Source organism: Sphingomonas sp. UNC305MFCol5.2, from assembly GCF_000712135.1.
Lineage (GTDB): Bacteria > Pseudomonadota > Alphaproteobacteria > Sphingomonadales > Sphingomonadaceae > Sphingomonas.
The window spans coordinates 625,993-647,424 of sequence record NZ_JOOE01000002.1; the positions used below are offsets into that span (position 1 = coordinate 625,993).

At 66.3% G+C, this 21,432-nt stretch carries 24 protein-coding genes; 16 read left to right on the forward strand and 8 right to left on the reverse strand.

Features of this window, described 5'->3' with window-relative positions; genetic code table 11:
* The first annotated feature begins 91 nt into the window (after positions 1-91).
* From BR78_RS0110055 to BR78_RS0110065, 3 genes are all read left to right on the forward strand, one after another.
* A complete protein-coding gene (locus BR78_RS0110055) occupies positions 92-964 on the forward strand; it encodes an HpcH/HpaI aldolase/citrate lyase family protein (RefSeq protein ID WP_029936381.1) in 873 nt (290 codons plus the stop codon).
* Positions 965-1,036: 72 nt separating this feature from the next.
* Positions 1,037-3,181, forward strand: coding sequence for a PAS domain-containing sensor histidine kinase (locus BR78_RS0110060; protein WP_029936382.1), 2,145 nt, complete (start codon positions 1,037-1,039; stop codon positions 3,179-3,181).
* Positions 3,178-3,531: a response regulator gene (locus tag BR78_RS0110065; RefSeq protein ID WP_029936383.1), complete on the forward strand. Its 354-nt coding sequence runs from the start codon at positions 3,178-3,180 to the stop codon at positions 3,529-3,531. Before BR78_RS0110060 ends, BR78_RS0110065 begins: the two co-directional genes overlap by 4 nt.
* Here the strand turns inward: BR78_RS0110065 and glmS are convergent, their stop codons facing one another.
* From glmS to glmU, 3 genes are read right to left on the reverse strand one after another with little or no spacing between them, the layout of a single operon-like run.
* A complete protein-coding gene (gene glmS, locus BR78_RS0110070; protein ID WP_029936384.1) occupies positions 3,532-5,355 on the reverse strand; it encodes a glutamine--fructose-6-phosphate transaminase (isomerizing) in 1,824 nt (607 codons plus the stop codon).
* A gap of 21 nt (positions 5,356-5,376) precedes the next feature.
* Positions 5,377-5,688, reverse strand: a complete 312-nt coding sequence (locus tag BR78_RS0110075) for a hypothetical protein (protein ID WP_029936385.1) — start codon at positions 5,686-5,688, stop codon at positions 5,377-5,379.
* Positions 5,685-7,040, reverse strand: coding sequence for a bifunctional UDP-N-acetylglucosamine diphosphorylase/glucosamine-1-phosphate N-acetyltransferase GlmU (gene glmU / locus BR78_RS0110080; RefSeq protein ID WP_029936386.1), 1,356 nt, complete (start codon positions 7,038-7,040; stop codon positions 5,685-5,687). The genes BR78_RS0110075 and glmU overlap by 4 nt, the downstream gene beginning before the upstream one ends.
* Positions 7,041-7,113: 73 nt before the next feature.
* Here glmU and BR78_RS0110085 point away from each other — a divergent pair, with 73 nt between their 5' ends.
* The 3 genes from BR78_RS0110085 to BR78_RS0110095 all read left to right on the forward strand — a co-directional run bounded on the left by BR78_RS0110085 (position 7,114) and on the right by BR78_RS0110095 (position 9,177).
* The gene (locus BR78_RS0110085) at positions 7,114-7,800 is read left to right on the forward strand and encodes an HAD-IA family hydrolase (RefSeq protein ID WP_029936387.1); all 687 of its coding nucleotides are present in this window, start codon (positions 7,114-7,116) and stop codon (positions 7,798-7,800) included.
* Positions 7,801-7,829: 29 nt separating this feature from the next.
* A complete protein-coding gene (locus BR78_RS0110090; RefSeq protein WP_029936388.1) occupies positions 7,830-8,618 on the forward strand; it encodes an SDR family NAD(P)-dependent oxidoreductase in 789 nt (262 codons plus the stop codon).
* Positions 8,619-8,712: 94 nt separating this feature from the next.
* A complete protein-coding gene (locus BR78_RS0110095) occupies positions 8,713-9,177 on the forward strand; it encodes a GAF domain-containing protein (protein WP_197021347.1) in 465 nt (154 codons plus the stop codon).
* Here the strand turns inward: BR78_RS0110095 and BR78_RS0110100 are convergent.
* From BR78_RS0110100 to BR78_RS0110120, 5 genes are all read right to left on the reverse strand, one after another.
* Complete coding sequence (locus BR78_RS0110100) at positions 9,162-9,473, reverse strand: hypothetical protein (protein ID WP_051683286.1); 312 nt, start codon at positions 9,471-9,473, stop codon at positions 9,162-9,164. The two genes, BR78_RS0110095 and BR78_RS0110100, sit on opposite strands and share 16 nt — an antisense overlap.
* A 377-nt stretch (positions 9,474-9,850) precedes the next feature.
* Positions 9,851-10,843, reverse strand: a complete 993-nt coding sequence (locus BR78_RS0110105) for a nucleotidyltransferase domain-containing protein (RefSeq protein WP_029936391.1) — start codon at positions 10,841-10,843, stop codon at positions 9,851-9,853.
* Entirely contained in the window at positions 10,843-11,703 is an 861-nt protein-coding gene (locus BR78_RS0110110; protein ID WP_029936392.1) for an HprK-related kinase A, read from the reverse strand. The genes BR78_RS0110105 and BR78_RS0110110 overlap by 1 nt, the downstream gene beginning before the upstream one ends.
* Positions 11,691-11,969, reverse strand: coding sequence for an HPr-rel-A system PqqD family peptide chaperone (locus tag BR78_RS0110115; protein WP_029936393.1), 279 nt, complete (start codon positions 11,967-11,969; stop codon positions 11,691-11,693). The genes BR78_RS0110110 and BR78_RS0110115 overlap by 13 nt, the downstream gene beginning before the upstream one ends.
* 37 nt (positions 11,970-12,006) lie before the next feature.
* Positions 12,007-12,396, reverse strand: a complete 390-nt coding sequence (locus BR78_RS0110120) for a hypothetical protein (RefSeq protein WP_029936394.1) — start codon at positions 12,394-12,396, stop codon at positions 12,007-12,009.
* A 62-nt stretch (positions 12,397-12,458) separates the two neighbouring features.
* On the opposite strand from BR78_RS0110120, the gene BR78_RS0110125 reads away from it, so the two are divergent.
* From BR78_RS0110125 to BR78_RS0110170, 10 genes are all read left to right on the forward strand, one after another.
* Positions 12,459-13,658 carry a sensor histidine kinase gene (locus tag BR78_RS0110125; RefSeq protein ID WP_029936395.1) on the forward strand — a complete coding sequence of 400 codons (1,200 nt, stop codon included), beginning with the start codon at positions 12,459-12,461 and terminating at the stop codon, positions 13,656-13,658.
* Positions 13,659-13,744: 86 nt separating this feature from the next.
* Positions 13,745-14,764 (forward strand): substrate-binding domain-containing protein, encoded by a 1,020-nt coding sequence (locus tag BR78_RS0110130; protein WP_443027674.1) that lies wholly within the window; start codon positions 13,745-13,747, stop codon positions 14,762-14,764.
* Entirely contained in the window at positions 14,764-16,140 is a 1,377-nt protein-coding gene (gene pstC, locus BR78_RS0110135) for a phosphate ABC transporter permease subunit PstC (RefSeq protein ID WP_029936397.1), read from the forward strand. Before BR78_RS0110130 ends, pstC begins: the two co-directional genes overlap by 1 nt.
* Positions 16,133-17,440 carry a phosphate ABC transporter permease PstA gene (pstA, locus tag BR78_RS0110140; protein WP_029936398.1) on the forward strand — a complete coding sequence of 436 codons (1,308 nt, stop codon included), beginning with the start codon at positions 16,133-16,135 and terminating at the stop codon, positions 17,438-17,440. Before pstC ends, pstA begins: the two co-directional genes overlap by 8 nt.
* Complete coding sequence (gene pstB, locus BR78_RS0110145; protein ID WP_029936399.1) at positions 17,440-18,207, forward strand: phosphate ABC transporter ATP-binding protein PstB; 768 nt, start codon at positions 17,440-17,442, stop codon at positions 18,205-18,207. The genes pstA and pstB overlap by 1 nt, the downstream gene beginning before the upstream one ends.
* Positions 18,207-18,896, forward strand: coding sequence for a phosphate signaling complex protein PhoU (gene phoU / locus BR78_RS0110150; RefSeq protein WP_029936400.1), 690 nt, complete (start codon positions 18,207-18,209; stop codon positions 18,894-18,896). Before pstB ends, phoU begins: the two co-directional genes overlap by 1 nt.
* Before the next feature lie 10 nt (positions 18,897-18,906).
* Positions 18,907-19,599 (forward strand): phosphate regulon transcriptional regulator PhoB, encoded by a 693-nt coding sequence (phoB, locus tag BR78_RS0110155; protein ID WP_029936401.1) that lies wholly within the window; start codon positions 18,907-18,909, stop codon positions 19,597-19,599.
* A 78-nt stretch (positions 19,600-19,677) separates the two neighbouring features.
* Positions 19,678-19,956, forward strand: coding sequence for a hypothetical protein (locus tag BR78_RS20915; protein ID WP_029936402.1), 279 nt, complete (start codon positions 19,678-19,680; stop codon positions 19,954-19,956).
* Positions 19,957-20,068: 112 nt separating this feature from the next.
* Positions 20,069-20,455, forward strand: coding sequence for a hypothetical protein (locus BR78_RS20920; RefSeq protein WP_051683287.1), 387 nt, complete (start codon positions 20,069-20,071; stop codon positions 20,453-20,455).
* A gap of 71 nt (positions 20,456-20,526) precedes the next feature.
* A complete protein-coding gene (locus tag BR78_RS0110170; protein WP_029936404.1) occupies positions 20,527-21,414 on the forward strand; it encodes an SDR family NAD(P)-dependent oxidoreductase in 888 nt (295 codons plus the stop codon).
* Positions 21,415-21,432 lie beyond the last annotated feature (18 nt).

The following is a 21,432-nucleotide window of genomic DNA, read 5'->3' on the forward strand; positions in this document are numbered from 1 at the left end:
GTCACCAATCCCTCACGGCTTCGGCTGGGCCCCGCACGGTTTACCCGCGCTCCTCCGCGCTCTAGGTCTGTCGACCGAATTTGGAGGATCCATGGCCGAACCGCTGATCGCACGCTCCCTGCTCTTCGCGCCAGGCGATTCCGAACGGAAGTTGACCAAGGCCGGCGCAAGCGGCGCCGACCTGGTGCTGCTCGATCTCGAAGACGCGGTGGCGCCGGCAAACAAGGCGGAAGCGCGCAGGCTGGTCGCCGGGCATCTGCGCGCCGCCGCGCGAGCGCAGCCGCAATGGGTGCGGATCAACCCGCTCGACAGCGAACATGCGCTCGCCGACCTCGCCGCGATCGTCCCCGCTTCCCCCGACGGGATCATGCTCCCCAAAGCGACGCGCGCCGAAGCCGATCGCCTCCATCATTACCTCACCGCGCTCGAAGCCGCGTCGGGCATCGCGCCCGGCGCAATCCGCACGATCGTCGTCGCGGCCGAGACCGCGCCTGCCCTGTTCGGCCTCGGCGACTATGCCGGCTGCCCCCGCCTCACCGCGCTCACCTGGGGCGCCGAGGACAGCGCGACCGCACTCGGCGCGACGGACAATCGCGACGAAAATGGCGAATACGACTTCCCCTACCAACTCTTCCGCGCGCTGGCGCTGGCAGGCGCCGCGGCAGCGGGCGTGACACCGATCGAGACGATCCATGGCGATTTCCGCGATCTCGACGGCCTCGCCAAGATCGCCGCCAAGGCCCGGCGCGCCGGCTTCCGGGGCATGATGGCGATCCATCCCGATCAGGTGCCGGTGATCAACCGCGCCTTCTCACCATCCGAGGCGGAGCTGGAACGCGCCGGGCGGATCGTCGCGGCGTTCGCCGCGAACCCGGACGCCGGCACGATCGGACTCGACGGCGCGATGCTCGACATGCCGCATCTGAAGCGCGCCCAGGCCGTGCTGGCGATGCCGCGCGGTTGACGTGTTTCAGTTGATTCCCCGGACGTTACGATTAGGGTTGCGAGCGCAGCTTTCGGGGGTGCGTACCAGGTAATGACCGAAGCCGAACTCGGGCTCGAGCCGCTTCCTGTGGGGGAAGACGAGTTTCGCCTGATCGCGGACAGCGCGCCGGTGGCGGTGTGGGTCACCCGGCTCGACCGCACCCGCAGCTTCGTCAACCGCGCTTATGTCGAGTTCCTCGGCGTCTCCTATGACGAGGCGCTCCGCTTCGACTGGCGCACAATCATCCATCCCGAGGACGCGGCGCAAATCGTGCAGCAGTCGATCGCCGGCGAGGCCAGCCTCGAGACCTTCGATCTCGAAGGCCGTTATCGCAACGTCAAAGGCGAATGGCGCTGGCTCCACTCCACCTCCTCGCCGCGCCGCGACGCGCAGGGGCGGCATATCGGCTTCATCGGAGTCGCGCATGACATTACCGAAGCGAAGGAAGCCGAGCTATCCCTACGCGAACGCGAGGCGCAGCTCTCCGCCTTCATCAACCAGTCGACCGCCGGCTTCAGCCAGGTCGACATGGCAGGCCGGTTCACGCTCGTGAATGATCGCTTCTGCGAGATCGCCGGCTGGAGCCGCGACGAGCTGATGGAGATGGGGATGCTCGACATCACCCATCCCGACGATCGTGGCGCCAATGCACCGCTGTTCGAACGGGCGGTGCGCGAGGGCACGCCCTATGCGCACGAGAAACGCTATATCCGCAAGGACGGCGGAATCGTCTGGGTCAACAATTCGGTTTCGGTGATCCGTCGCGCCGATGGCCAGCCATTCGGCGTGCTGGCGGTGACGCTCGACGTCACCCGCCGCCGAGCGGCCGAGGCGCAGTTGCGCAAGAGCGAGGAAAGCCTGCGCCTCGCCATCGAAAGCGCGGGGATGGCGGCCTGGGAGCTCGATCTCGAGACGATGCAAGGCGAATGGTCGCCCAATCGCTTCGACCTGCTGGGGATGGAACGGCGGACGGGCAGCCGCGGCAGCTTCGACGAATGGCTCGAACGCGTGCATTTCGAGGATCGGGAAATGGTCCGCGCCGCAGCACAGAACTGCTTCGACACCGGCACCCCCTATACGATAGAGTATCGCGTCAGCCGCGCCGACGATGGACAAGAGCGCTGGCTCCAGAGTCACGGCAGCCGCATCGACTACGAGGACAGGCGGCCGAGCCGCTTCGTCGGCATTTCGTTCGACATCACCTATCGCAAGCGCGCCGAAGCCGAACTCCGCGAAAGCGAGGCGCGCTTTCGGACGATCTTCGAGCAGGCGAACGACTTCCTGATCACCACCACGCTGGATCAGAAGATCACTTCGGTGAATCCTGCCGTGCTCGCGGCCCTGGGCTATGCCGAAGACGAAGTGATCGGGGCCTCGATCGGCGACTTCATGGACCCCGATCAGCTCGCGTTGAGCATGGAAGCGTTCAACCAGAAAATGCGTGAGGGCGGCAGCACGCGATTGACCGTCACCGTGCGCGCACGCGACGGCCGGCCGCTGATCTGGGAGATCAACTCGCAGCTGACCACCGATGCCGAGGGCAAGCCGACCGCGCTCCATGCGATCGGCCGCGACATGACCGAGGCCAAGCGTGCCGAGACGCATCTCCGGCTGCTCGTCGATGAACTCAACCACCGCGTGAAGAACACGCTGGCGATCGTCCAGGGCATCGCCCAGCAGACCTTCAAGGCCGGTACCGACCCGACGGCCGCGCGCGCCGCGTTCGAGGGCCGGCTCGCCGCGCTCTCCGAGGCGCACAATCTGCTCACGCGCGAGCATTGGGGGGCGGTGTCGATGGCACAGATCATCGGCGATGCGGTCGCACCGCATGGCGGCGATGCCGGGTGCTTCGAGCTCGAAGGGCCCGATCTGCCGATCCTGCCCAAGACCGCGATCACCCTCGCGCTGGCGATCCACGAGCTTGCCACCAACGCCGTCAAGCACGGCGCCCTGTCGCGGCCGGAGGGTCGCGTGGCGATCCGCTGGGCGCGAACGGGCGACCATCCCGCACGGTTGTCGCTGCTGTGGGAGGAGCGTGGCGGCCCGAAAGTCGCAGTCCCCGCCCGGCGCGGTTTCGGCACGCGGATGATCGAACGCGGGCTCGCGGCCGAATTCGGCGGGGCGGTCAAGATCGATTTCCGGCCGGAAGGCCTGGTCTGCACTGTCGACGCGCCATTGCCCGAAGGTGCCGAATGAGCGGTTACGGCGCGCTGCGCGTCCTCGTCGTCGAAGACGAGCCGGTGGTGGCGATGTGCCTCGAGGACATATTGGCGGGCCTCGGCTGTGAGACGGTGGGGCCGGTGGGGAGATTGGCCGACGGGCTTGCCTTGGCCGAGAGCGAAACGCTCGGCGCGGCGATCCTCGACATCAATCTGGGCGGCGAGCGCAGCACCCCGATCGCCGAGGCGCTGCGTCTGCGCGGCGTGCCCTTCGTCTTCGCGAGCGGCTACGGCACCCTGCCCGAAGGTTTCGAGACACTCCCGCTGATCGAGAAGCCTTATCGCGAAAGGGATATCGACGCCGCGCTGAAGGCCCTGCTCCGGTAACTATTCGACCGTGACCGACTTTGCGAGGTTGCGCGGCTGATCGACGTCGGTGCCCTTGGCCACGGCGACATGATAGGCCAGCAACTGCACCGGCACCGCATAGACGAGCGGCGCGATCAGCGGATGGACACTGGGCATCTCGATCGTCGCCAGCGCGTCGTCGCCGGCCAGCGCCAAGCCTTCGGCATCCGAGATCAGCACGACTCTGGCGCCGCGCGCCTTGGCCTCCTGCATGTTGGAGACGGTCTTGTCGAACAGCGGTCCCGAGGGCGCGAGGACGATCAGCGGCACGCTGTCGTCGATCAATGCGATCGGCCCGTGCTTCATCTCGCCCGAGGCATAGCCCTCGGCGTGGATATAGCTGATTTCCTTGAGCTTGAGCGCACCTTCGAGCGCCAGCGGATAATCGGGGCCGCGGCCGAGATAGAGCACGTCACGCGCGGCGGCGATGGTGTGCGCCATGCCCTCGATCTCGGAATCATGCGCCAGCGCGGCGTTGATCGCCGCGGGCGCCTCGATCAGGTGGCGGACGATCTCGCGCTCGGTATCCTCGGCGAGCTTGCCCTTGGCGCGGGCGAGATTGACCGCGAGCGCGGCCATTACCGAAAGCTGGCAAGTGAACGCCTTGGTCGAGGCGACCCCGATCTCGGGCCCGGCGTGGGTCGAGAGCAGCAGATCGACTTCGCGCGCCATCGAGCTGGTCGGCACGTTGATGATGCCCGCGGTGGTCACGCCGTTCGCCTTCATGTGGCGGAGCGCCGCGAGCGTGTCTGCGGTCTCGCCCGACTGGCTGACCACCACGCCGAGCGTATTCGGAAGGAGAACCGGATCGCGGTAACGGAACTCGGAAGCGACATCGACTTCGACCGGCAGCCGCGCGAACTGCTCGATCCAGTATTTGCCGATCATCCCGACATAAGACGCGGTGCCGCAGGCGACGATCGCGACGCGCTCGATCTTGCTCAGATCGAAGCTCATATCGGGCAATGCGACCTTCTGCTCGACCGGGCGGATGTACGACGCCAAGGTCTGCGCCACGACCACCGGCTGCTCGTAGATCTCCTTGAGCATGAAGTGGCGGTGATTGCCCTTGTCGATCAAAGCCGCCGACACGCCCGAGGCGACGATCGGACGCTCGACGGGATTGTTGTCGCGATCGAAGACTTCGATCGTGTCGCGCGTGAGCACCGCCCAGTCGCCTTCGTCGAGATAGGCGATGCGCTGGGTGAGCGAAGCGAGCGCGTGCGCGTCGGAGCCGAGATAATTCTCGCCCTCGCCATAGCCGACGGTGAGCGGCGCGCCGAGCCGGGCGCAGATCAGCAGATCGGGCTGGTTGCGGAACAGGAAGGCCACCGCGAACGCGCCGTGGAGCCTCGGCAGGACGGCGGCGACCGCATCGCGCGGGCCGCTGCCGCGTTCGAGCTCGCGGCTGACGAGGTGCGCGACGACTTCGGTGTCGGTCTGGCTCTTGAACTCGCGGCCCTCGGCGATGAGTTCGTCGCGCAGGGGTTTGAAATTCTCGATGATGCCGTTGTGGACGATCGAGACGTCGCCGACGATATGCGGATGGGCGTTGTCCTCGGTCGGCGCGCCATGGGTGGCCCAGCGGGTATGGGCGATGCCGATCGTGCCGGGCAATGGGCTTTCGGCCAGCCGCGCGGCGAGGTTGACCAATTTGCCCTCGGCACGGCGCCGTTCGATCTCATTGTCGTGGAGGGTGGCGATGCCGGCGGAATCATAGCCGCGATATTCGAGCCGCTTGAGCCCATCGAACAGGCGCTGGGCCACATCCTGTTTGCCGACGATTCCAACAATTCCGCACATCGAACTTATCCCCTGCCGCGATCAGTGCGGAAATTTGGTGTCCACGAAAACCCGAGTGAATTCCATCGGATCGGGCTCGCGCCCGTTCGCCGCCTGGAACCGGACGCGGCCCGCTTGCCAGACCTCGCGGACGGCGCCCTGCATCCCTTGCGGAAACTGCATCCTCCCGACGACGATCTCACGCCAGCTGCCCGTGGCGCCGAACATCTCGCGATATTGCGGCTCCATCGCACGTAACGACGCATCGGCTGCCGGATCAAGATGGCCGATCGCATCGAGGATATAGCTTTCGAGCAGTCTGAGAAACGGCTTTCCGGCGTAGCGATCGCTCATGGTTTCGCCGCCTTCCTGGCCTTCATCATCTCCCGGAAGCGCGTGCCCCAGCCGGGTCGCGCCTCCTGCCGGGCGCGGGCGAGGGCGAGCGCGCCGGCCTCGACGTCCTGCGTCACCACCGATCCCGCGCCCACCGTGGCATCCTTGCCGATCGCGACCGGCGCGACCAAGGCGCTGTTCGAGCCGATGAACGCGCCTTCGCCGATGCTCGTTCGATATTTGAAGAAGCCGTCGTAATTGCAGGTGATCGTGCCAGCGCCGATATTCGCGCCCGCCCCCACTTCGGCATCGCCGAGATAGGTCAGATGGTTGGCCTTGGCGCCCTTGCCGAGCACCACCTTCTTGATCTCGACGAAATTGCCGACCTTGGCGCCCTCGCCGAGCACCGTGCCCGGCCGCAGCCGTGCATAGGGTCCTACGCTCGCCCCGCTGGCGATGCACGCGCCCTCGATGTGGCTGAAGCCGTGGATGGTGACGCGATCGGCGATCTCGACTCCGGGTCCGAAGAATACGTTCGGCTCGACCAGCACATCGCGGCCGAGCTTGGTGTCGTGCGCGAACCACACCGTCTCGGGGGCGACCAGAGTCGCGCCGTCGGCCATCGCGCGGGCGCGCCGCGCGTGCTGCCATTCGGCCTCGAGCGCGGCGAGTTCGCCGCGGCTGTTCACGCCGGTGACTTCGTGCGCATCGGTCTCGATCACTGCCGAGTGGCGGCCGGCGCCGGCGGCGAGCATGACGATGTCGGGGAGGTAATATTCGCCCGCGGCATTGGCGTTGGTGACCTGCGCGAGCAGCGCGAACAGATCCTTCGCGCCGACCGCCATCAGCCCCGAATTGCACAGGGTCTCGGCGCGTTCCTCGGCGCTTGCGTCCTTGAACTCGACCATCTTGACGATGTGCCCCTGCCCGTCCGCGATCACCCGGCCATAGGCGCCGGGATCGAAGGGACGGAAGCCGAGCACCACGGCCGCTGGCGCATCGGCGCCGTGCAGCCGCTCGAGCATCCGCCGCATCGTCGCAGTCGAGACGAGCGGAACGTCGCCGTAGAGGATCAGCACGTCGCCTTCGAACCCGGCGAGCGCGTCCTCCGCCATCCGCACCGCATGGCCGGTGCCGAGCTGCTCGGTCTGCTGCACCGTCTCGGCGCCAAGCGGGTGGACCGCGGCCTCGACCTGCTCGCGTCCAGCGCCGACCACGACGATGGTGCGCGCCGGATCGAGCGCATCGACGCTGTCGATCAGATGCAGCAGCATCGGCCGTCCGGCGAGCGGGTGAAGCACTTTGTGCGTATCGGATTTCATCCGCGTGCCCTTGCCCGCAGCAAGAATGATCGCGGCTATCGGCGCTGTCATGATACCCTCCGGAGAAGCCCCCTGCCATGAGAAGCTTGCCAATTCCATAGCGTTGCTGGCAGCAGGCGCGGCAATGGCCGACTTCCCCTTCGACATTGTCGGATTCGATCTCGACGGCACGCTGTTCGATACCAGCGCGGACCTGACCGATGCGGTCAACCATGGGCTCGGCCTGCTCGGCCGGCCGGCGCTCAGCGTAGAGACGGTGAAGCCGATGATCGGGCGCGGCGGGAAATACATGCTCCAGCAAGGGCTCGAGGCTTCGGGCGGGTGCGATCCCGAGGTGTTGGAGCGCATCTATCCCGAACTGCTCGCTTTTTATGGGGACAACCTCACCCGGGGCACATACGCCTTTCCGGGGCTCATCGAGGCGATGGACCAACTGGATGCGCGCCGCGTGAAACTCGCGATCGTCACCAACAAATCGGAGAGCCTCGCAGTCAAGCTCGTCGCCGAGCTGGCGCTCGATCACCGCTTCGCCTGCGTGATCGGCGGCGACACGATGGGGCCCGACGGCCGCAAACCATCGCCCGAAGGAATCCGCGAGATGATCCGGCGCTGCGGCGGCGGGCCGGCGGCATTCGTCGGCGATACGATCTTCGACATTCAGGCGGCGAAGAATGCCGGTATCCCCTCGATCGCAGTCAGCTTCGGCTTCCTGATGCAGCCGGTCGAGGAACTGGCGGCGGACGCCGTGATCGACCATTTCGACGAACTGGTGCCGGCGCTCGAGAACCTGCGGGTGGCACGCACACTATGATCCTGCACTCTTTTTCGGGAGACTGAGACATGACGACTCGACCCCGCGCTTTGGTCACCGGTGCCTCCGCCGGCATCGGCCGCAACTTCGCCGAGCATCTGGCACGCACCGGCCACGACCTCGTGATCGTCGCCCGCCGCGAGGACAGGTTGCGCGCACTGGCGGAGGAACTGGGGGCTGCAACGCAGGCCGATGTCGAAGTGCTGGTAGCCGATCTCGGCGACGACGTGGGCACGGCGGCGGTGGCCGATCGGATCGCGGCGGGCGGCATCGACATGCTCGTCAACAATGCGGGGTACGCCGCGCGCGGGCGCGTGGCCGAACTCGACCCCGACGCGCTCGATGCCATGCTCCGCGTCAATGTGCTGGCGCTCAGCCGGCTTTCGGCCGCCGCGATGAAGGCGATGACCGCCGCCGGGCGCGGCACGATCATCAACATCGCCTCGGGCACCGTGTTCATGCAGGTGCCGGGCAATGCCGGCTACGGATCGTCCAAGAATTATGTGATGGCGTTCACGCGCCACATGCAGATCGAAGCGGCGGGGACCGGCGTTCGCGTCCAGCTGCTCGTCCCCGGCGTGATCGCCACCGATTTCCACGAAGTCGCCGGCAACGACATCGCCAATTTCCCACCCGAACGCGTGATGCAGGCCGACGATCTAGTGGTCGCCTCGCTACGCGCGCTCGAAATGGACGAGCCGGTGTGCATCCCCTCGCTTCCCGAAATTCGCGACTGGGACAATTACGTCGCCGCCGAAGCATTGGTTGCGAAGAACTGCTCGCGCGATCGTCCCGCCGCCAGATATCACGGTGCCTGAATCAGTATCTGTTCTGAACCGTGATTCACCTGAGTTCCCCGGCATCTTGCATTTCCCCTACAAGGGGTGGAGCATACATGTAGGGGAAAAAGGCGTGGGTCACAGGGGGATCGCATTGAAGGGGTCAGGCTATGCCTCTCGGGAGACTGCCGCCGGCCTGCACCCAGGCGCGGGGATCGCATCCGCGAAGCTGGCGGAACTGGTTCAACTGACCCTCGTCGCCGATGGCGTCATCATTGATCTCCACCATTATGCAATCCGGCAGCGTGCCACCGGCGCTTCCGAACGGCTCGAGACAGCGGGCGTGCTGATCGCCGGAGGCGCAACCGAATCCTCCGAAGCGTTGCTGTGGCGGCTCGCCGATCCGGTCGAGGCAGGCGCGCTCGGCTTCCAATCCTATGCCTGCGTTCCGCTCCACGACGTGGACGGCGCACCGTTGGGCCGGATCGTCGCTATCCAGCGCGGCCAGCGCCAGTTCGACGGCCATGACCTCAAGATCTTGCGGACGGTGGCGGATATCGTGGCGGACCTGATCCGCCAGCCTCAGTTCGCCAACTGACGGATAATCTCCGCGGCGTCCACGCCCGGTCCGAGCAGCGCCCGGCCGCGCGCGGTGAGCGCGGCATCGATCATTTGCGGCCCGCCGGGCCCGACGATGAATGCTTCGAAGGTGATGAGGCCGGAATCGCCCAGCTCCTGAAGCGCCTTGATGAAATCGATGTGCCTCTCAGGGGAGTCGTCCATGGCGACATCGGCGGCGCACAGCGTCACGACGATGGGCCAGCTCGACCAGAGCGCCTCGACGATGGTCTTGGCGTCGGCGCTTCCAAAAGCCTGCGCGTTCTCGTCGATCACAAACTGCCTCACTGCCCGACCTACATCGCTTCTGCGCCCCCTTGATCTTGCTCCGTCTATTGTGGAGCCGATTAACCTTCGCATAACAAAGGTTAACAAATCCCTAACCTAGTCCTTCATCCCGCTCGCGACACCCCAGCTTCGCGGTCGATAAAATAACGTATCTTATCAACCAGTTATTAGCATAACTTGCGCCTCGCAGATCACAAAACAGCTCATAGCCAAGGCGATCTGATGTTCGTTTTTCACCTTTTCTGCTATGAAGAACGCAAATCACCATAAGCGATAAGCATGAGTGATCAACAAAATCCCGGTCGCCCTCTCGAATATCATTGCGATGATGAGAGACGACTAAATAATGATTTAATCAACTGACGCTATTTTTTACGCCATTTAATGAACAAGTGCTTTGCCAGCATGGGCAGCGGCATCCGGATAGCGTGGCTCCGCATGTAGAAAGCGAGCCGGGTCACCCTGCGCGCCGGGCGCCCCCAATCGTCGCGCGCGAGGAGGCGACGGAGATAGAGCGGGTCGGCACTGTCCCATATGCGCCAGCTCTCGGGAATCGTGGTCCCGTAGAGATTGTTCGCCTGGCGTGCCGCGCGGGCGACCGCCGCCGCCAGCCCGTGCCGGCCAGCTTTTGCCTCAAGGCCCACGATGCCGAATTCCTCGATCAGGCAATGCACATCCCACAGGTTGCGCATGCCACCTGCAAGATCGCCGTCGGCGAAGAGATGCGCCGCGGCGTGGCAGAGCATGTCCGCGGGACTGAGGATGCGCAGGCCATTCTCCAGCGCGACGCTGTCGGCGATCAGCGCATCCGCATCGGGGGTGATGCGTGCAGTAAGCGGCAGGATCGTGTGGTGGACGTCGATCATCCGATCGCGCTCGCGATGGATCAACGGCGGCAGCTCGTGCATCCAGCGGCGATAATAAATGTCGTCATAGGGATCGGGCTTGACCCATTCCCAGCCGGCGGCGAGCAAGCAGGCCTCCGCCTCCTCGATCCGTGCGCGGGGCACGAGGATGTCGAGGTCGCCGATCGAGCGGCCCCTGCCCGCGGCGAACCCCGCGGCGGCATAAGCGGTGCCCTTTAGCAGGATCACCGGCATTCCCATGGGCGCGAGCGCGCGGCGCGCCATCTCGGCTTCCCACAAAGCAGCGGTGCGGCCCTGGGCGGACGAGGTGCGGGCGTCGTCGAGGATGCGCGCGATCGCCGCCGGCATCGCCAGGCCGTTTAGGCGGTGGGCCAGCGTGCCGATCAGTTGCTCGGCGCGGGCGATGGCGAGCAACGCGGTCCAGCCCGCCGCATCGAGCCGGGCGGTGGTCGCCGGATCGCGCAGCGCGTCGGCGAGGATACGCGCATCCATCACGCTTCCGCCCACAGCCGCTCGACCTGCGCCAGCGCCGTTCCGGTGTCTGGATAATCGAGCGCACGTGCCGGCACCGTCCGGACGAGCCGGGTGAGCGCGTCGAAACCGCGTTCGGCGAGCGCAACATAATTGGTCGAGGCTTGCGTGAGGCGGACGAAGGTTTCGCTCGGCAAGACTTCGCGCTCGGCGGCGGCGAAGCCGTAGCTCGGGAACAGGATCAGCCGGGGCTGAGCGGGTTCGGCCATCGCGGCGATCGCGCGGGCATCGGGGACGAGATGGCGGATCGTACCCTTGGGCGTGCCTTCGAGCACCGGGCCGAAGCGCGCGCCGGGCAGTGTGCGCTCCATCACGCCGATCGCTTCGTTCTTGAGGCTGATCAGCCGCGGGAAACCGTGGATCCGCCCGGTCGCGGGATCGAGCAATGCGAACTCGTCGCCCATCAGCCGCCAGCCTTTGGCCATCAGCAACGCGGCGAGCGTCGATTTGCCCGCGCCGGACATGCCGGTCATCAGCAGCGCCTTGCCGTCGCGTTCGACCGCCGAGGCGTGGAGCAGCAGATAGCGGCGCTGGCCGAGCGCCATTTGCAGGTTCATCCCCATCTCGGCGGCGAGCAGCCCCTGCGCGAGCGGCAGCGGCGCGGCATCGGGGATGACGAAGTCGCCGCCGATGTTCACCGAAGGGCGAACGAAGCGGCGCCACGGCCGCGCGGCGAAGAGATGGACGTTGAAGTCGGGAATGCCGCCCTCGGGCGCGGGGTAATCGCGGTAGAGGTCGTCGAGCGCGGCGATCGGCGCCTGCCAGTCGCTGCCGATGCGAAAACCCACCGGCCCGATGCGGAGCCGGGTCAGATGACGCACAGTTGCTCCACGAGGCCGACCGCGGCGAGTTCGTCGAGGCGCACCGCGAGCGCCGCCGGATCGGCATCGACGAGATCGAAACGCTCGCCCAGCCGCGCGAGCAGGTCGGGCGCCGTGAGCGGTGCCTCGGCAAGCGTTTCGAGAATCTCGGGAACCGGCGTGTCGACGATATGGGTGACGCCGGAGGACCGATGGTAGACCAGCGTCAGCGCATCGAGCGGTACGATGCGCAACGTCTCGGGAGCTGCGGCCTTGTAAAGCGTCATCGGCGCCCCGGTGGAGAGCAAAACAGCGGCGTCGGCCTCAGCCGCGCGGCATCTGCAGCGAGGCGAAGCAAGTGAAGCCGCTGGTGCCCGATTGCAGGCGGCGGATATAGTTGGTGTAGGCGCGGCTGCGTTCATAATCGGTGCCGGGCAAGGTGCCGCCCGACAGCGCGCGCTTGACGTCTTCGGCCTTGAACGCGGTCCCCGGAGGCGGATAGGCGCCGGGCGTGCCCGCGGGCACCAAGGTCCCGTCGGCGGCGATATAGCTGCCGGCGCGTGCCGGATCGGGGACCGGAATCTCGCAATTCATCACCGACGCGCTGGTCTGGGCGAGTGCGGGGCGGATCGAGACGATCGCCGACGCGCCGGCGGCGCCCAGCATCAATGCGCGGCGGCGTGAGGCGGTGGGTCCGGTGGTTTCGTCGGCCATGATGCCTTGTCATGCGCCCGCGCCGCTTTCGCAATCGTAAATCCGTGCCTAGAACGGGACATATGCCTTCCTTTCTCGGGATCCGGACAGCACTGGCGCTCGTCGTCGCGGTAATCGCGGCGGGGGTGAGCCTGTTGCTGAACGGCGACGTCCAGGCGAGCCTCGTGATATTGGTCTGCGCCGTCGCAGCGGTGCTGATCGCGGCTAGCGGCACCGAGGCGCCTTCGGTGCCCGAGCGCGCCGGACTCGAGCCGGGAAAAGAGCCCGCCATCGCCGATGTGATCGAAGCGATCGCCGAACCGCTGCTGGTGATCGCTGGCAGCCGCGTCGAGGCGGCCAATCACGGCGCACGCGAATTGCTGGGCCAACATGTGCTGGGCGAGGACGTCCGGGTGGCGATTCGCCATCCTGCCGCGGCCGAGCGCCTGACCGGCGCGGACGACGGTGCACCAGGCGCGCCGATCCATCTGGTGGGGCTTGGGGCACGCGATCAGCGTTGGGAAATGCGCGTGCGCACGTTGGGCGACGGGCGCCGCGTGGTGCATCTAGTCGATCGCACCGGCAGCTATGCGGCCGAAAGGATGCGCGTCGACTTCGTCGCAAACGCCAGCCACGAACTGCGCACTCCGCTCGCTTCGCTGCTCGGCTATGTCGAGACGCTGCGCGAAGACGCGGGTGACGATCCCGGAACGCGTGCGCGCTTCCTCAAGATCGTGTTCGGCGAGGCGCAACGGATGCAGCGGCTGATCGAGGATCTGATCTCGCTGAGCCGGATCGAGGCCGAGAAATATCGCGTACCGATCCAGGCCGTGGATCTCGCCGATTTGATCGAGGAAGTGACGATCGAGCTCTCGGGTAGCCCGCGCGCCGCCGATCTCGTCACGCAGATCGGCGATGTCGCGCCGGTCGCCGGCGATCCGACCCAGCTGAGCCAGCTCCTCCACAACGTCATCGGCAACGCGATGAAATACGGCCGCGAGGCTACGCCGGTCACTGTCTCGCTCCAGCCCGAGGGCGAAGCGATGGTGCGGCTGACCGTCGCGGACGAAGGCGAAGGCATCCCGCCGCAGCACCTTCCCCGGCTGACCGAGCGCTTCTACCGCGTCGATTCCGGGCGCAGCCGATCGCTGGGCGGCACCGGGCTGGGCCTGGCGATCGTCAAGCACATCGTCGAGCGGCATCGCGGCCGGCTCGATATCGCCAGCAGCGTCGGCAAGGGTACGACCGTCAGTATCCTGCTGCCGGTACAGCGAGTGTCATAAAGCCGTAACCGACTTGCAAGACACGCGGCTTGCGTGCCGCGGCGCACGACTCGGGTGAAGCGGGGAGTTCGCACATTTTCGGCAGGTTGGCCCTGATTGCAGCGGCGGCGCTCACGCTGGCCGGCTGCGACAGCAACACGGCGCGCGAGATCCGCGTCGTGGGCTCGTCGACCGTCTATCCCTTCACCACCGCCGTCGCCGAAACTTTCGTCAACCAGGGCGGCGGACGCAAGGCGCCGGTGGTCGAATCGATCGGTACCGGTGCAGGGCTCAAGCGCTTCTGCGAAGGCGTGGGCTGGGAATTCCCCGACATCGCCAATGCGAGCCGCCGCATCAAGAAATCCGAATACGAGCTATGCCAGGCCAACGGCGTCGGCGAGATCATGGAAGTTCAGATCGGCGTCGACGGCGTCGCGCTGGCCGAGGCGAATAACGGCCCGCGGCTCGCGCTGAGCAAGAAGGATGTCTATCTGGCGCTCGCCGCTAATCCCTTCGGCAAGCCCAATGCGGCGCGGAGCTGGCGCGACGTCAATCCGTCGCTCCCGGCGATTCCGATCCAGGTGATGGGGCCGCCGGCGACGAGCGGCACGCGTGACGCGCTGGTCGAACTGGTGATGGAGCCCGGCTGCGCCGCCGCGGATCCCGAGGCCAAGGCGCTCAAGGCCGCCAAGGACACCGCGCCCTATGACAGCCGCTGCAAGCGCATCCGCGACGACGGGCCCTATATCGACAAGGGCGAGAACGACAATCTGATCGTCCAGGGCCTTGCCGCCAATCCCAACGCCCTCGGGGTTTTCGGCTATTCCTATCTCGAGGAAAATATCGATCGCCTGCACGGCGTGCCGATCGAAGGCGTCGCGCCGAGTTATGCGACGATCGCCGACGGGACCTATCCGGGCGCGCGGCCGCTGTTCCTCTATGTGAAGAAGCGCCATTTGCGCGCAGTGCCGGGGCTCGCCGATTTCCTGACACTCTACACGACAATGTGGAACCCCAAGGGCAAGCTCACCCAGCGCGGACTGATCGCCGCGCCGGACGCATTGCGGATGCATTCGGCGCAGGTGGTGGCACAGCGCATCGCGCTCGATCCCGCCGGGCTGCACTGATGAACGCCTTCACGCTCCTCTTCCTCATCGCCGGGCTGGGCCTGATCGGCTGGCTGACGGCGCGCGCGCGCGCCACCCGGTTCGACCGCGGCGGCGCCAAGCGGCTCCATTCGCTGCCCGGCCAGCACGGCATGTATGTCGCGATGTGGACGGCATTGCCCGCCTTGCTGTTCGTCGCGGTGTGGAGCGCAGTGAGCCCCGGGCTCGTCAAGGAAGCGGTGCTCGCGCATCCGGCCGCGGCGCAGCTTCCCCAATTCGCGTTCGAGCGCGATGCCTTGCTCGCCGAGGCCAAGCGCGTGGCCAATGACGATAGCGCCAAAGCCTTCGATCCGGTCGCCGAACAACTGGTCCCCGCCACTCGCGCCGCGCAATCGCGCTATGGCTGGATGGGGACCGGCGTCGCGATCCTGCTCGCCTTTGCCGGCGCCGCTTTCGCACTCACGCGCGTCCGCGCCCATTTCAAGGCACGCAGCCAGGTCGAGCGCGGGGTGATGGTGCTGCTGCTGGTCGCCTCGCTGATCGCGATCCTGACCACGCTGGGCATCTTCCTGTCGCTGCTGTGGGAATCGCTGCGCTTCTTCCAGCAGGTCCCGATCACCGATTTCCTGTTCGGGACGCATTGGAGCCCGCAGGTGATCGACGCCGCCGATCCGGGCAAGTCGCTCGGCGCGGTGCCCCTGTTCTGGGGGACGTTCTTTATCGGCGCAGTGATCGCGATGATCGTCGCAATCCCGTTCGGGCTGATGAGCGCGATCTACCTGACCCAATATGCCGCGCCGCGCGTGCGCCGCTGGATGAAGCCGATCCTCGAGATGCTCGCCGGCGTGCCAACGGTGGTTTACGGCTATTTCGCCGCGCTGACCGTCGCGCCGGCAGTGCGCGATCTCGCCGTCTCGTTCGGCTATACCTATGCCTCGTCCGAGAGTGCGCTCGCCGCGGGGCTGGTAATGGGGGTGATGATCATCCCGTTCGTCTCCTCGATGGCCGACGATTCGATCGCCGCGGTGCCGACCGCGATGCGCGACGGCAGCCTCGCGATGGGCGCGACGACCAGCGAGACGATCTCGAAGGTGCTGATTCCGGCTGCGCTCCCCGGCGTGGTCGCGGGCGTGCTGCTCGCAGTCAGCCGCGCGATCGGCGAGACGATGATCGTGGTGATGGCCGCTTCCGGCGCCGCCAACATCACGCTCAATCCGTTCGAGAGCGCGACCACGGTCACCAAGCAGATCGTCGACCTGCTCACGGGCGAGAGCGAGTTCGACAGTCCGAAGACGCTGGCGGCGTTCGCGCTGGGGCTGACCCTGTTCGTGATCACGCTGCTGCTCAACATCGTCGCGCTGCGCGTCGTGAAGAAATACCGGGAAGCCTATGAGTAGCGCCGTTCCCTCTGCTCCTGGCCCCGAGCGCACGCCGACCGACTGGAACGCCGCGGCGATGCAGCGGCGCATCCGTCGGCGATACGCCCGCGAGCGGCGCTTCCGCTTCTTCGGGCTGGCGGCGGTGACGCTGTCGGCGGCGTTCCTCGCCTTCCTGCTGATCACGATGGTGGCAAATGGCTGGCGGGGCTTCACGCGTACCGATGTGGCGCTGCCGATCGATTTCCCGGCGTCGGGAATGCTGATCGAGCGCGCCCAGCTCCGGACGCCCGCCGCCGATCTCGCGCTGGCGGGCGCGGGGCTGGAGAATACGGTGAAGGGCGCAGCGGCAACGGCATTCGGAACGGGCGGCGAGGATTTCATCTCCGAGAACGCCTGGCTGCGCGTGCGCGAGGCGATCAAGACGGACCCGTCGATCCTCGACCGCAAGGTCAGCATCAAGGTACCGGTCTCGACCGAAATCGATCAGGCCGTGCGTGGCGACGGCAATGCCGAAACCAAAGCGACGGTAGCGAGGCTGCAGCAAGCGGGCGCGCTGTCGCGACACTTCAACACGGATTTCCTGCACGAATCCGATTCCACCGATCCGGTCGCGGTTGGCATCTGGGGCGCGCTCAAGGGTTCGCTGCTGACGATGGTGGTGACGTTCCTGATCGCCTTCCCGGTCGGCGTGCTCTCGGCGATCTATCTCGAGGAATATGCGCCGCGGAACCGCTGGACCGACCTGATCGAAGTCTCGATCAACAATCTCGCGGCGGTACCCTCGATCATCTTCGGCCTGCTCGGACTGGCGGTGTTCCTCGGCAGCTGGAGCCTGTTCGGCTACCAGTTCGGTCCGCTATTGCCCCGCTCGGCAGCCCTGGTCGGCGGGCTCACGCTGGCGCTGATGATCATGCCGGTGATCGTGATCGCCAGCCGCAACGCGATCAAGGCAGTGCCGCCCTCGATCCGCGACGCGGCGCTCGGCATCGGCGCGAGCCCGATTCAGGTGGTGTTCCACCACGTATTGCCGCTGGCGATGCCCGGCATCCTGACCGGCACGATCATCGGCATGGCGCGCGCATTGGGCGAGACCGCCCCACTCCTCCTGATCGGCATGCGCGCGTTCATCGTGACGCCGCCGGGCGGGTTCACCGATCCCGCCACCGTGTTGCCCGTCCAGATCTTCCTGTGGTCCGACGAAGTCAGCCGCGGCTTCGTCGAGAAGACCAGCGCCGCGATCATCGTGCTGCTGGTGTTCCTGCTCGCCATGAACGGGCTGGCCATCTATCTTCGCAACAAGTTCGAGACCCGCTGGTGATGACGGAAACAGCTCATAAGATGTCCGCCCGCGGCGTGAGCGTCTTCTACGGCGACAAACAGGCCGTGAAGGACGTGTCGATCGACATCGACATGGACAAGGTGACTGCGTTCATCGGCCCGTCGGGCTGCGGCAAATCGACCTTCCTGCGTACGCTCAACCGGATGAACGACACGATCGCCAGCGCGCGCGTGACGGGCGACATCATGCTGGACGGCGAGAACATCTATTCGTCGGCGATGGACGTGGTGCAGCTGCGCGCGCGGGTCGGCATGGTGTTCCAGAAGCCCAACCCCTTCCCCAAGTCGATCTTCGAGAACGTCGCTTACGGCCCGCGCATTCACGGGCTCGCCGCGTCGAAGCCCGAGCTCGAGGCGATCGTCGAGCGCTCGCTGAAACGCGCGGGCCTATGGGAGGAAGTGAAGGATCGGCTGCAGGACAGCGGCACCGCGCTTTCCGGCGGCCAGCAGCAAAGGCTATGCATCGCGCGCGCGATCGCAGTCGATCCCGAAGTGATCCTGATGGACGAGCCGGCCTCCGCGCTCGATCCGATCGCCACCGCCAAGATCGAGGAACTGATCCACGAACTGCGCGGCCGCTATGCCATCGCCATCGTCACGCATAACATGCAGCAGGCGGCACGCGTGAGCCAGCGCACGGCCTTCTTCCACCTCGGCACGCTGGTGGAGTATGGCGAGACCGACCAGATCTTCACGACGCCGCGCGAAGAGCGCACCAAGGACTATATCACCGGAAGGTACGGCTAATGGCGATCGGCCAGGAACATACCGTCAAGGCGTTCGACCAGGACATCAAGCAGCTCCGCGCGCTGATCAGCCAGATGGGCGGGCTCGCCGAGCAGGCGATCGACGACGCGATGAAGGCGCTGCAGCGCGGCGACACCGTGCTTGCCGATGAAGTCCGCAAGAAAGACAAGGCGATCGACGCGATCGAGGCCGAGGTCGAGAAGCTCGCGGTCCGCGTCATCGCGCTGCGCGCGCCGATGGCCGACGACCTTCGCGAAGTGATCGCCGCATTGAAGATCGCCGCGGTGGTCGAGCGGATCGGCGACTATGCCAAAAACATCGCCAAGCGCGTGCCGCTGATCCACGCAGAAGGCGAGGAGCGCATCGAGGCGCTGTCGCTGTTGCCCGCAATGGCGCGGATGGCGAGCGACATGGTGCACGACGTACTCGACGCCTTCGCGTCACGCGATGCCGAGGTGGCCGCCCAGATCTGCGTGCGAGACACTGCGCTCGACGATTTCTATGACGCGATCTTCCGCACCCTGGTGACATTCATGGTCGAAAATCCGCGCACGGTGAGCCAGGTTGCGCATTTGCTGTTCGTCGCCAAGAATATCGAGCGGATCGGCGACCATGCCACCAACGTCGCCGAGATGGTGTATTTCGCCGCGACCGGCCGCTATCTGGCCGACGAAGCGGCTGCTGGTTAAGGACGCGAAGATGGCCCGGGTAAAAATGCTTCTCGTCGAGGACGACGCGGCGATCGCCGAACTGGTGACGTGGCATTTCAAGCGTGAGGATTACGAGGTCAAGCACACCCCCGATGGCGAGGAGGCCCTGTTGCTCGCCAAGGAAGCGACGCCCGACATCGTACTGCTCGACTGGATGGTCGAGGGGCTTTCGGGGATCGAAGTGTGCCGCCGCCTGCGCCGCATGCCCGAGACCGCCAATATCCCGATCATCATGTTGACCGCGCGCGGCGAGGAAGAGGACCGCGTGCGCGGGCTCGAGACCGGTGCGGACGATTACGTCACCAAGCCGTTCAGCCCCCGCGAGCTGGTCGCCCGCGTCGGCGCGGTGCTGCGCCGCGTCCGTCCGGCGTTGGCGGGGGAGGCGTTGAGCTATGCGGATATCGAAATGGACACGGTGGGACACAAGGTTCGCCGCGGCGGCGACGTGATTTCGCTCGGGCCGACCGAGTTTCGGTTGCTCAAGCATTTTCTGGAGCATCCGGGCTGGGTGTTTTCCCGGGAACGCCTGCTCGACGCGGTATGGGGGCACGACAGCGACATCGAATCGCGCACCGTCGACGTCCATATCCGGCGGCTGCGCAAGGCGATCAACCATGGCGACCGCCCCGACATCATCCGCACCGTCCGCTCGGCGGGCTATGCGCTGGACACCGGGAACTAAATCCGGAGCCATCTCGTAGGTCTCGCGTTCTCGAAAAGCGCAGTCGGTTGCGCTCGAGAAACTGTTCGGAGACCTGTGATGACTCTGATCATTTTGGCCGCACTCGCGATGAGCAGCGGTGCGTTCCCGCAGGATACGCCTGCCCAGACCAACCCGCCTGCCGACACGCCGGCGCGCCTCGGTGGGCTGGCGCCCGCGAGCCCGTGGCCGAACGGGCCGCCTGCCCCCGGCCAACAAGTGGTGTTCGTCCCCAATCCCCAGACCCCTAGCGAGGCCTTCCCGCCGCCGCCGCCGCGCGAAAACGTTCCCTTCTGCAAGCGCGGCCAGTTTGACGGCTGCAAGCAGCGGGGCGGCTGAGCGACGAACGCCGCTTTTGGCAAGGTGAAGCGTGCCGGGAGCGCAACAACTTGTTCGCTACGGACGTTTCTCTTCCGCAACGGGGGGCCCGTAGCGAGAAGAGGATTTGCGAATGAAATGGACGATCATGGCCGCCGCGCTGATCATCAGCGGCACCGCGGCGGCACAGGACGTGCCCGCCACCCAGCAAACCCCCGCGCAGACCACGACGCCTGACGCGACGACGACCGCCGATCCCCAGTCGACCACGCCGGGCACCACCGGCTCGGGCACGACGACCGACACCACGGCGACTCCGCCCGACGCGGCCGCTGCGACGCCGGCTGCGCCCGATGCGGCAGCTGCTCCGACGACGCCCGACGCTGCAGCCGCGCCGGCTCCGGCCGCGGCACCGGCTCCCGCACCGATGACGGCCGGCCCCGCGCCTGCCGCGCAACAGGAATATCCGCCCTGCTCGAAGACCGTGAAGGATCAGTGCCGCCAGCGCGGCGGCCGCTGAGGGCCAAAGCGGGTTTGCGCCCGCGGTGATGGCATCATAGGAAGCGCTCCACAGGTTTCAGGAGCGCTTCCATGACCATAGGTTTCGACAATCGCGTCGCCATCGTGACGGGCGCGGGCGGCGGCCTCGGCCGCGCCTATGCCCTCGAACTGGCGCGGCGCGGCGCGAAGGTCGTGGTCAACGATCTCGGCGGCGCGCGCGACGGCACGGGCCATTCGGATGCCGCGCTCGCGGTGGTGCGGGAGATCGAGGCCGCAGGCGGCGAGGCTTTCTCCAACGGCGGCAGCGTCACCGAATATGACCAGATGGTCGCGATGGTCGAAGCTGCCAAGGCGCGCTGGGGCCGAGTGGACATCCTGATCAACAACGCCGGGGTCCTGCGCGACAAGAGCTTCGCCAAGATGGAGCCGGAGGATTTCCGCTTCGTCGTCGACGTGCATCTCAACGGATCGGCCAACTGTACCAAGGCGGTGTGGGACACGATGCGCGAGCAGAATTACGGCCGGATCCTGATGACCGCCTCATCGACCGGACTGTTCGGCAATTTCGGCCAGGCGAATTACGGCGCGGCGAAGCTCGGCCTGGCGGGCCTTGCCAAGACGCTGCATCTCGAAGGCGCGAAATACGGCATCAAGGTCAACACCATCGCCCCCGTCGCCGGCACGCGGATGACCGAGGACATCTTCCCCGAGGCGGCGTTCAAGGCGTTCGCGCCGGAGAATGTGGCGCCCGCGGCGCTGTACCTCGTCTCGGAGGACGCGCCCACCAACATGATCATCGGCGCCGGCGCCGGCGTGGTGCAGGCCGCTTACGTAACGCTCACCAAGGGAGTGAAGCTAGAGGCGCCGACGCCCGAAAGCGTCGCCGCGCAATGGGCCGAGATCATCGACCGCAAAAGCGAGATCGTCCCCAATTCGGGCGCCGAGCAGACCATGTCGATCATGTCCCGGCTGCAATAGCGCCTCACCGTATTGTTT

Coding starts and splice junctions, on each gene's coding strand:
- BR78_RS0110055 (WP_029936381.1), top strand. CDS start 92: ATGGCCGAACCGCTGATCGCACGCTCCCTGCTCTTCGCGCCAGGCGAT.
- BR78_RS0110125 (WP_029936395.1), top strand. CDS start 12,459: ATGCCTTCCTTTCTCGGGATCCGGACAGCACTGGCGCTCGTCGTCGCG.
- BR78_RS0110090 (WP_029936388.1), top strand. CDS start 7,830: ATGACGACTCGACCCCGCGCTTTGGTCACCGGTGCCTCCGCCGGCATC.
- BR78_RS20920 (WP_051683287.1), top strand. CDS start 20,069: ATGAAATGGACGATCATGGCCGCCGCGCTGATCATCAGCGGCACCGCG.
- pstB (WP_029936399.1), top strand. CDS start 17,440: ATGACGGAAACAGCTCATAAGATGTCCGCCCGCGGCGTGAGCGTCTTC.
- pstA (WP_029936398.1), top strand. CDS start 16,133: ATGAGTAGCGCCGTTCCCTCTGCTCCTGGCCCCGAGCGCACGCCGACC.
- pstC (WP_029936397.1), top strand. CDS start 14,764: ATGAACGCCTTCACGCTCCTCTTCCTCATCGCCGGGCTGGGCCTGATC.
- BR78_RS0110085 (WP_029936387.1), top strand. CDS start 7,114: ATGGCCGACTTCCCCTTCGACATTGTCGGATTCGATCTCGACGGCACG.
- BR78_RS20915 (WP_029936402.1), top strand. CDS start 19,678: ATGACTCTGATCATTTTGGCCGCACTCGCGATGAGCAGCGGTGCGTTC.
- phoB (WP_029936401.1), top strand. CDS start 18,907: ATGGCCCGGGTAAAAATGCTTCTCGTCGAGGACGACGCGGCGATCGCC.
- BR78_RS0110115 (WP_029936393.1), bottom strand. CDS start 11,969: ATGACGCTTTACAAGGCCGCAGCTCCCGAGACGTTGCGCATCGTACCG.
- BR78_RS0110120 (WP_029936394.1), bottom strand. CDS start 12,396: ATGGCCGACGAAACCACCGGACCCACCGCCTCACGCCGCCGCGCATTG.
- glmS (WP_029936384.1), bottom strand. CDS start 5,355: ATGTGCGGAATTGTTGGAATCGTCGGCAAACAGGATGTGGCCCAGCGC.
- BR78_RS0110065 (WP_029936383.1), top strand. CDS start 3,178: ATGAGCGGTTACGGCGCGCTGCGCGTCCTCGTCGTCGAAGACGAGCCG.
- BR78_RS0110105 (WP_029936391.1), bottom strand. CDS start 10,843: ATGGATGCGCGTATCCTCGCCGACGCGCTGCGCGATCCGGCGACCACC.
- BR78_RS0110060 (WP_029936382.1), top strand. CDS start 1,037: ATGACCGAAGCCGAACTCGGGCTCGAGCCGCTTCCTGTGGGGGAAGAC.
- BR78_RS0110075 (WP_029936385.1), bottom strand. CDS start 5,688: ATGAGCGATCGCTACGCCGGAAAGCCGTTTCTCAGACTGCTCGAAAGC.
- BR78_RS0110170 (WP_029936404.1), top strand. CDS start 20,527: ATGACCATAGGTTTCGACAATCGCGTCGCCATCGTGACGGGCGCGGGC.
- phoU (WP_029936400.1), top strand. CDS start 18,207: ATGGCGATCGGCCAGGAACATACCGTCAAGGCGTTCGACCAGGACATC.
- glmU (WP_029936386.1), bottom strand. CDS start 7,040: ATGACAGCGCCGATAGCCGCGATCATTCTTGCTGCGGGCAAGGGCACG.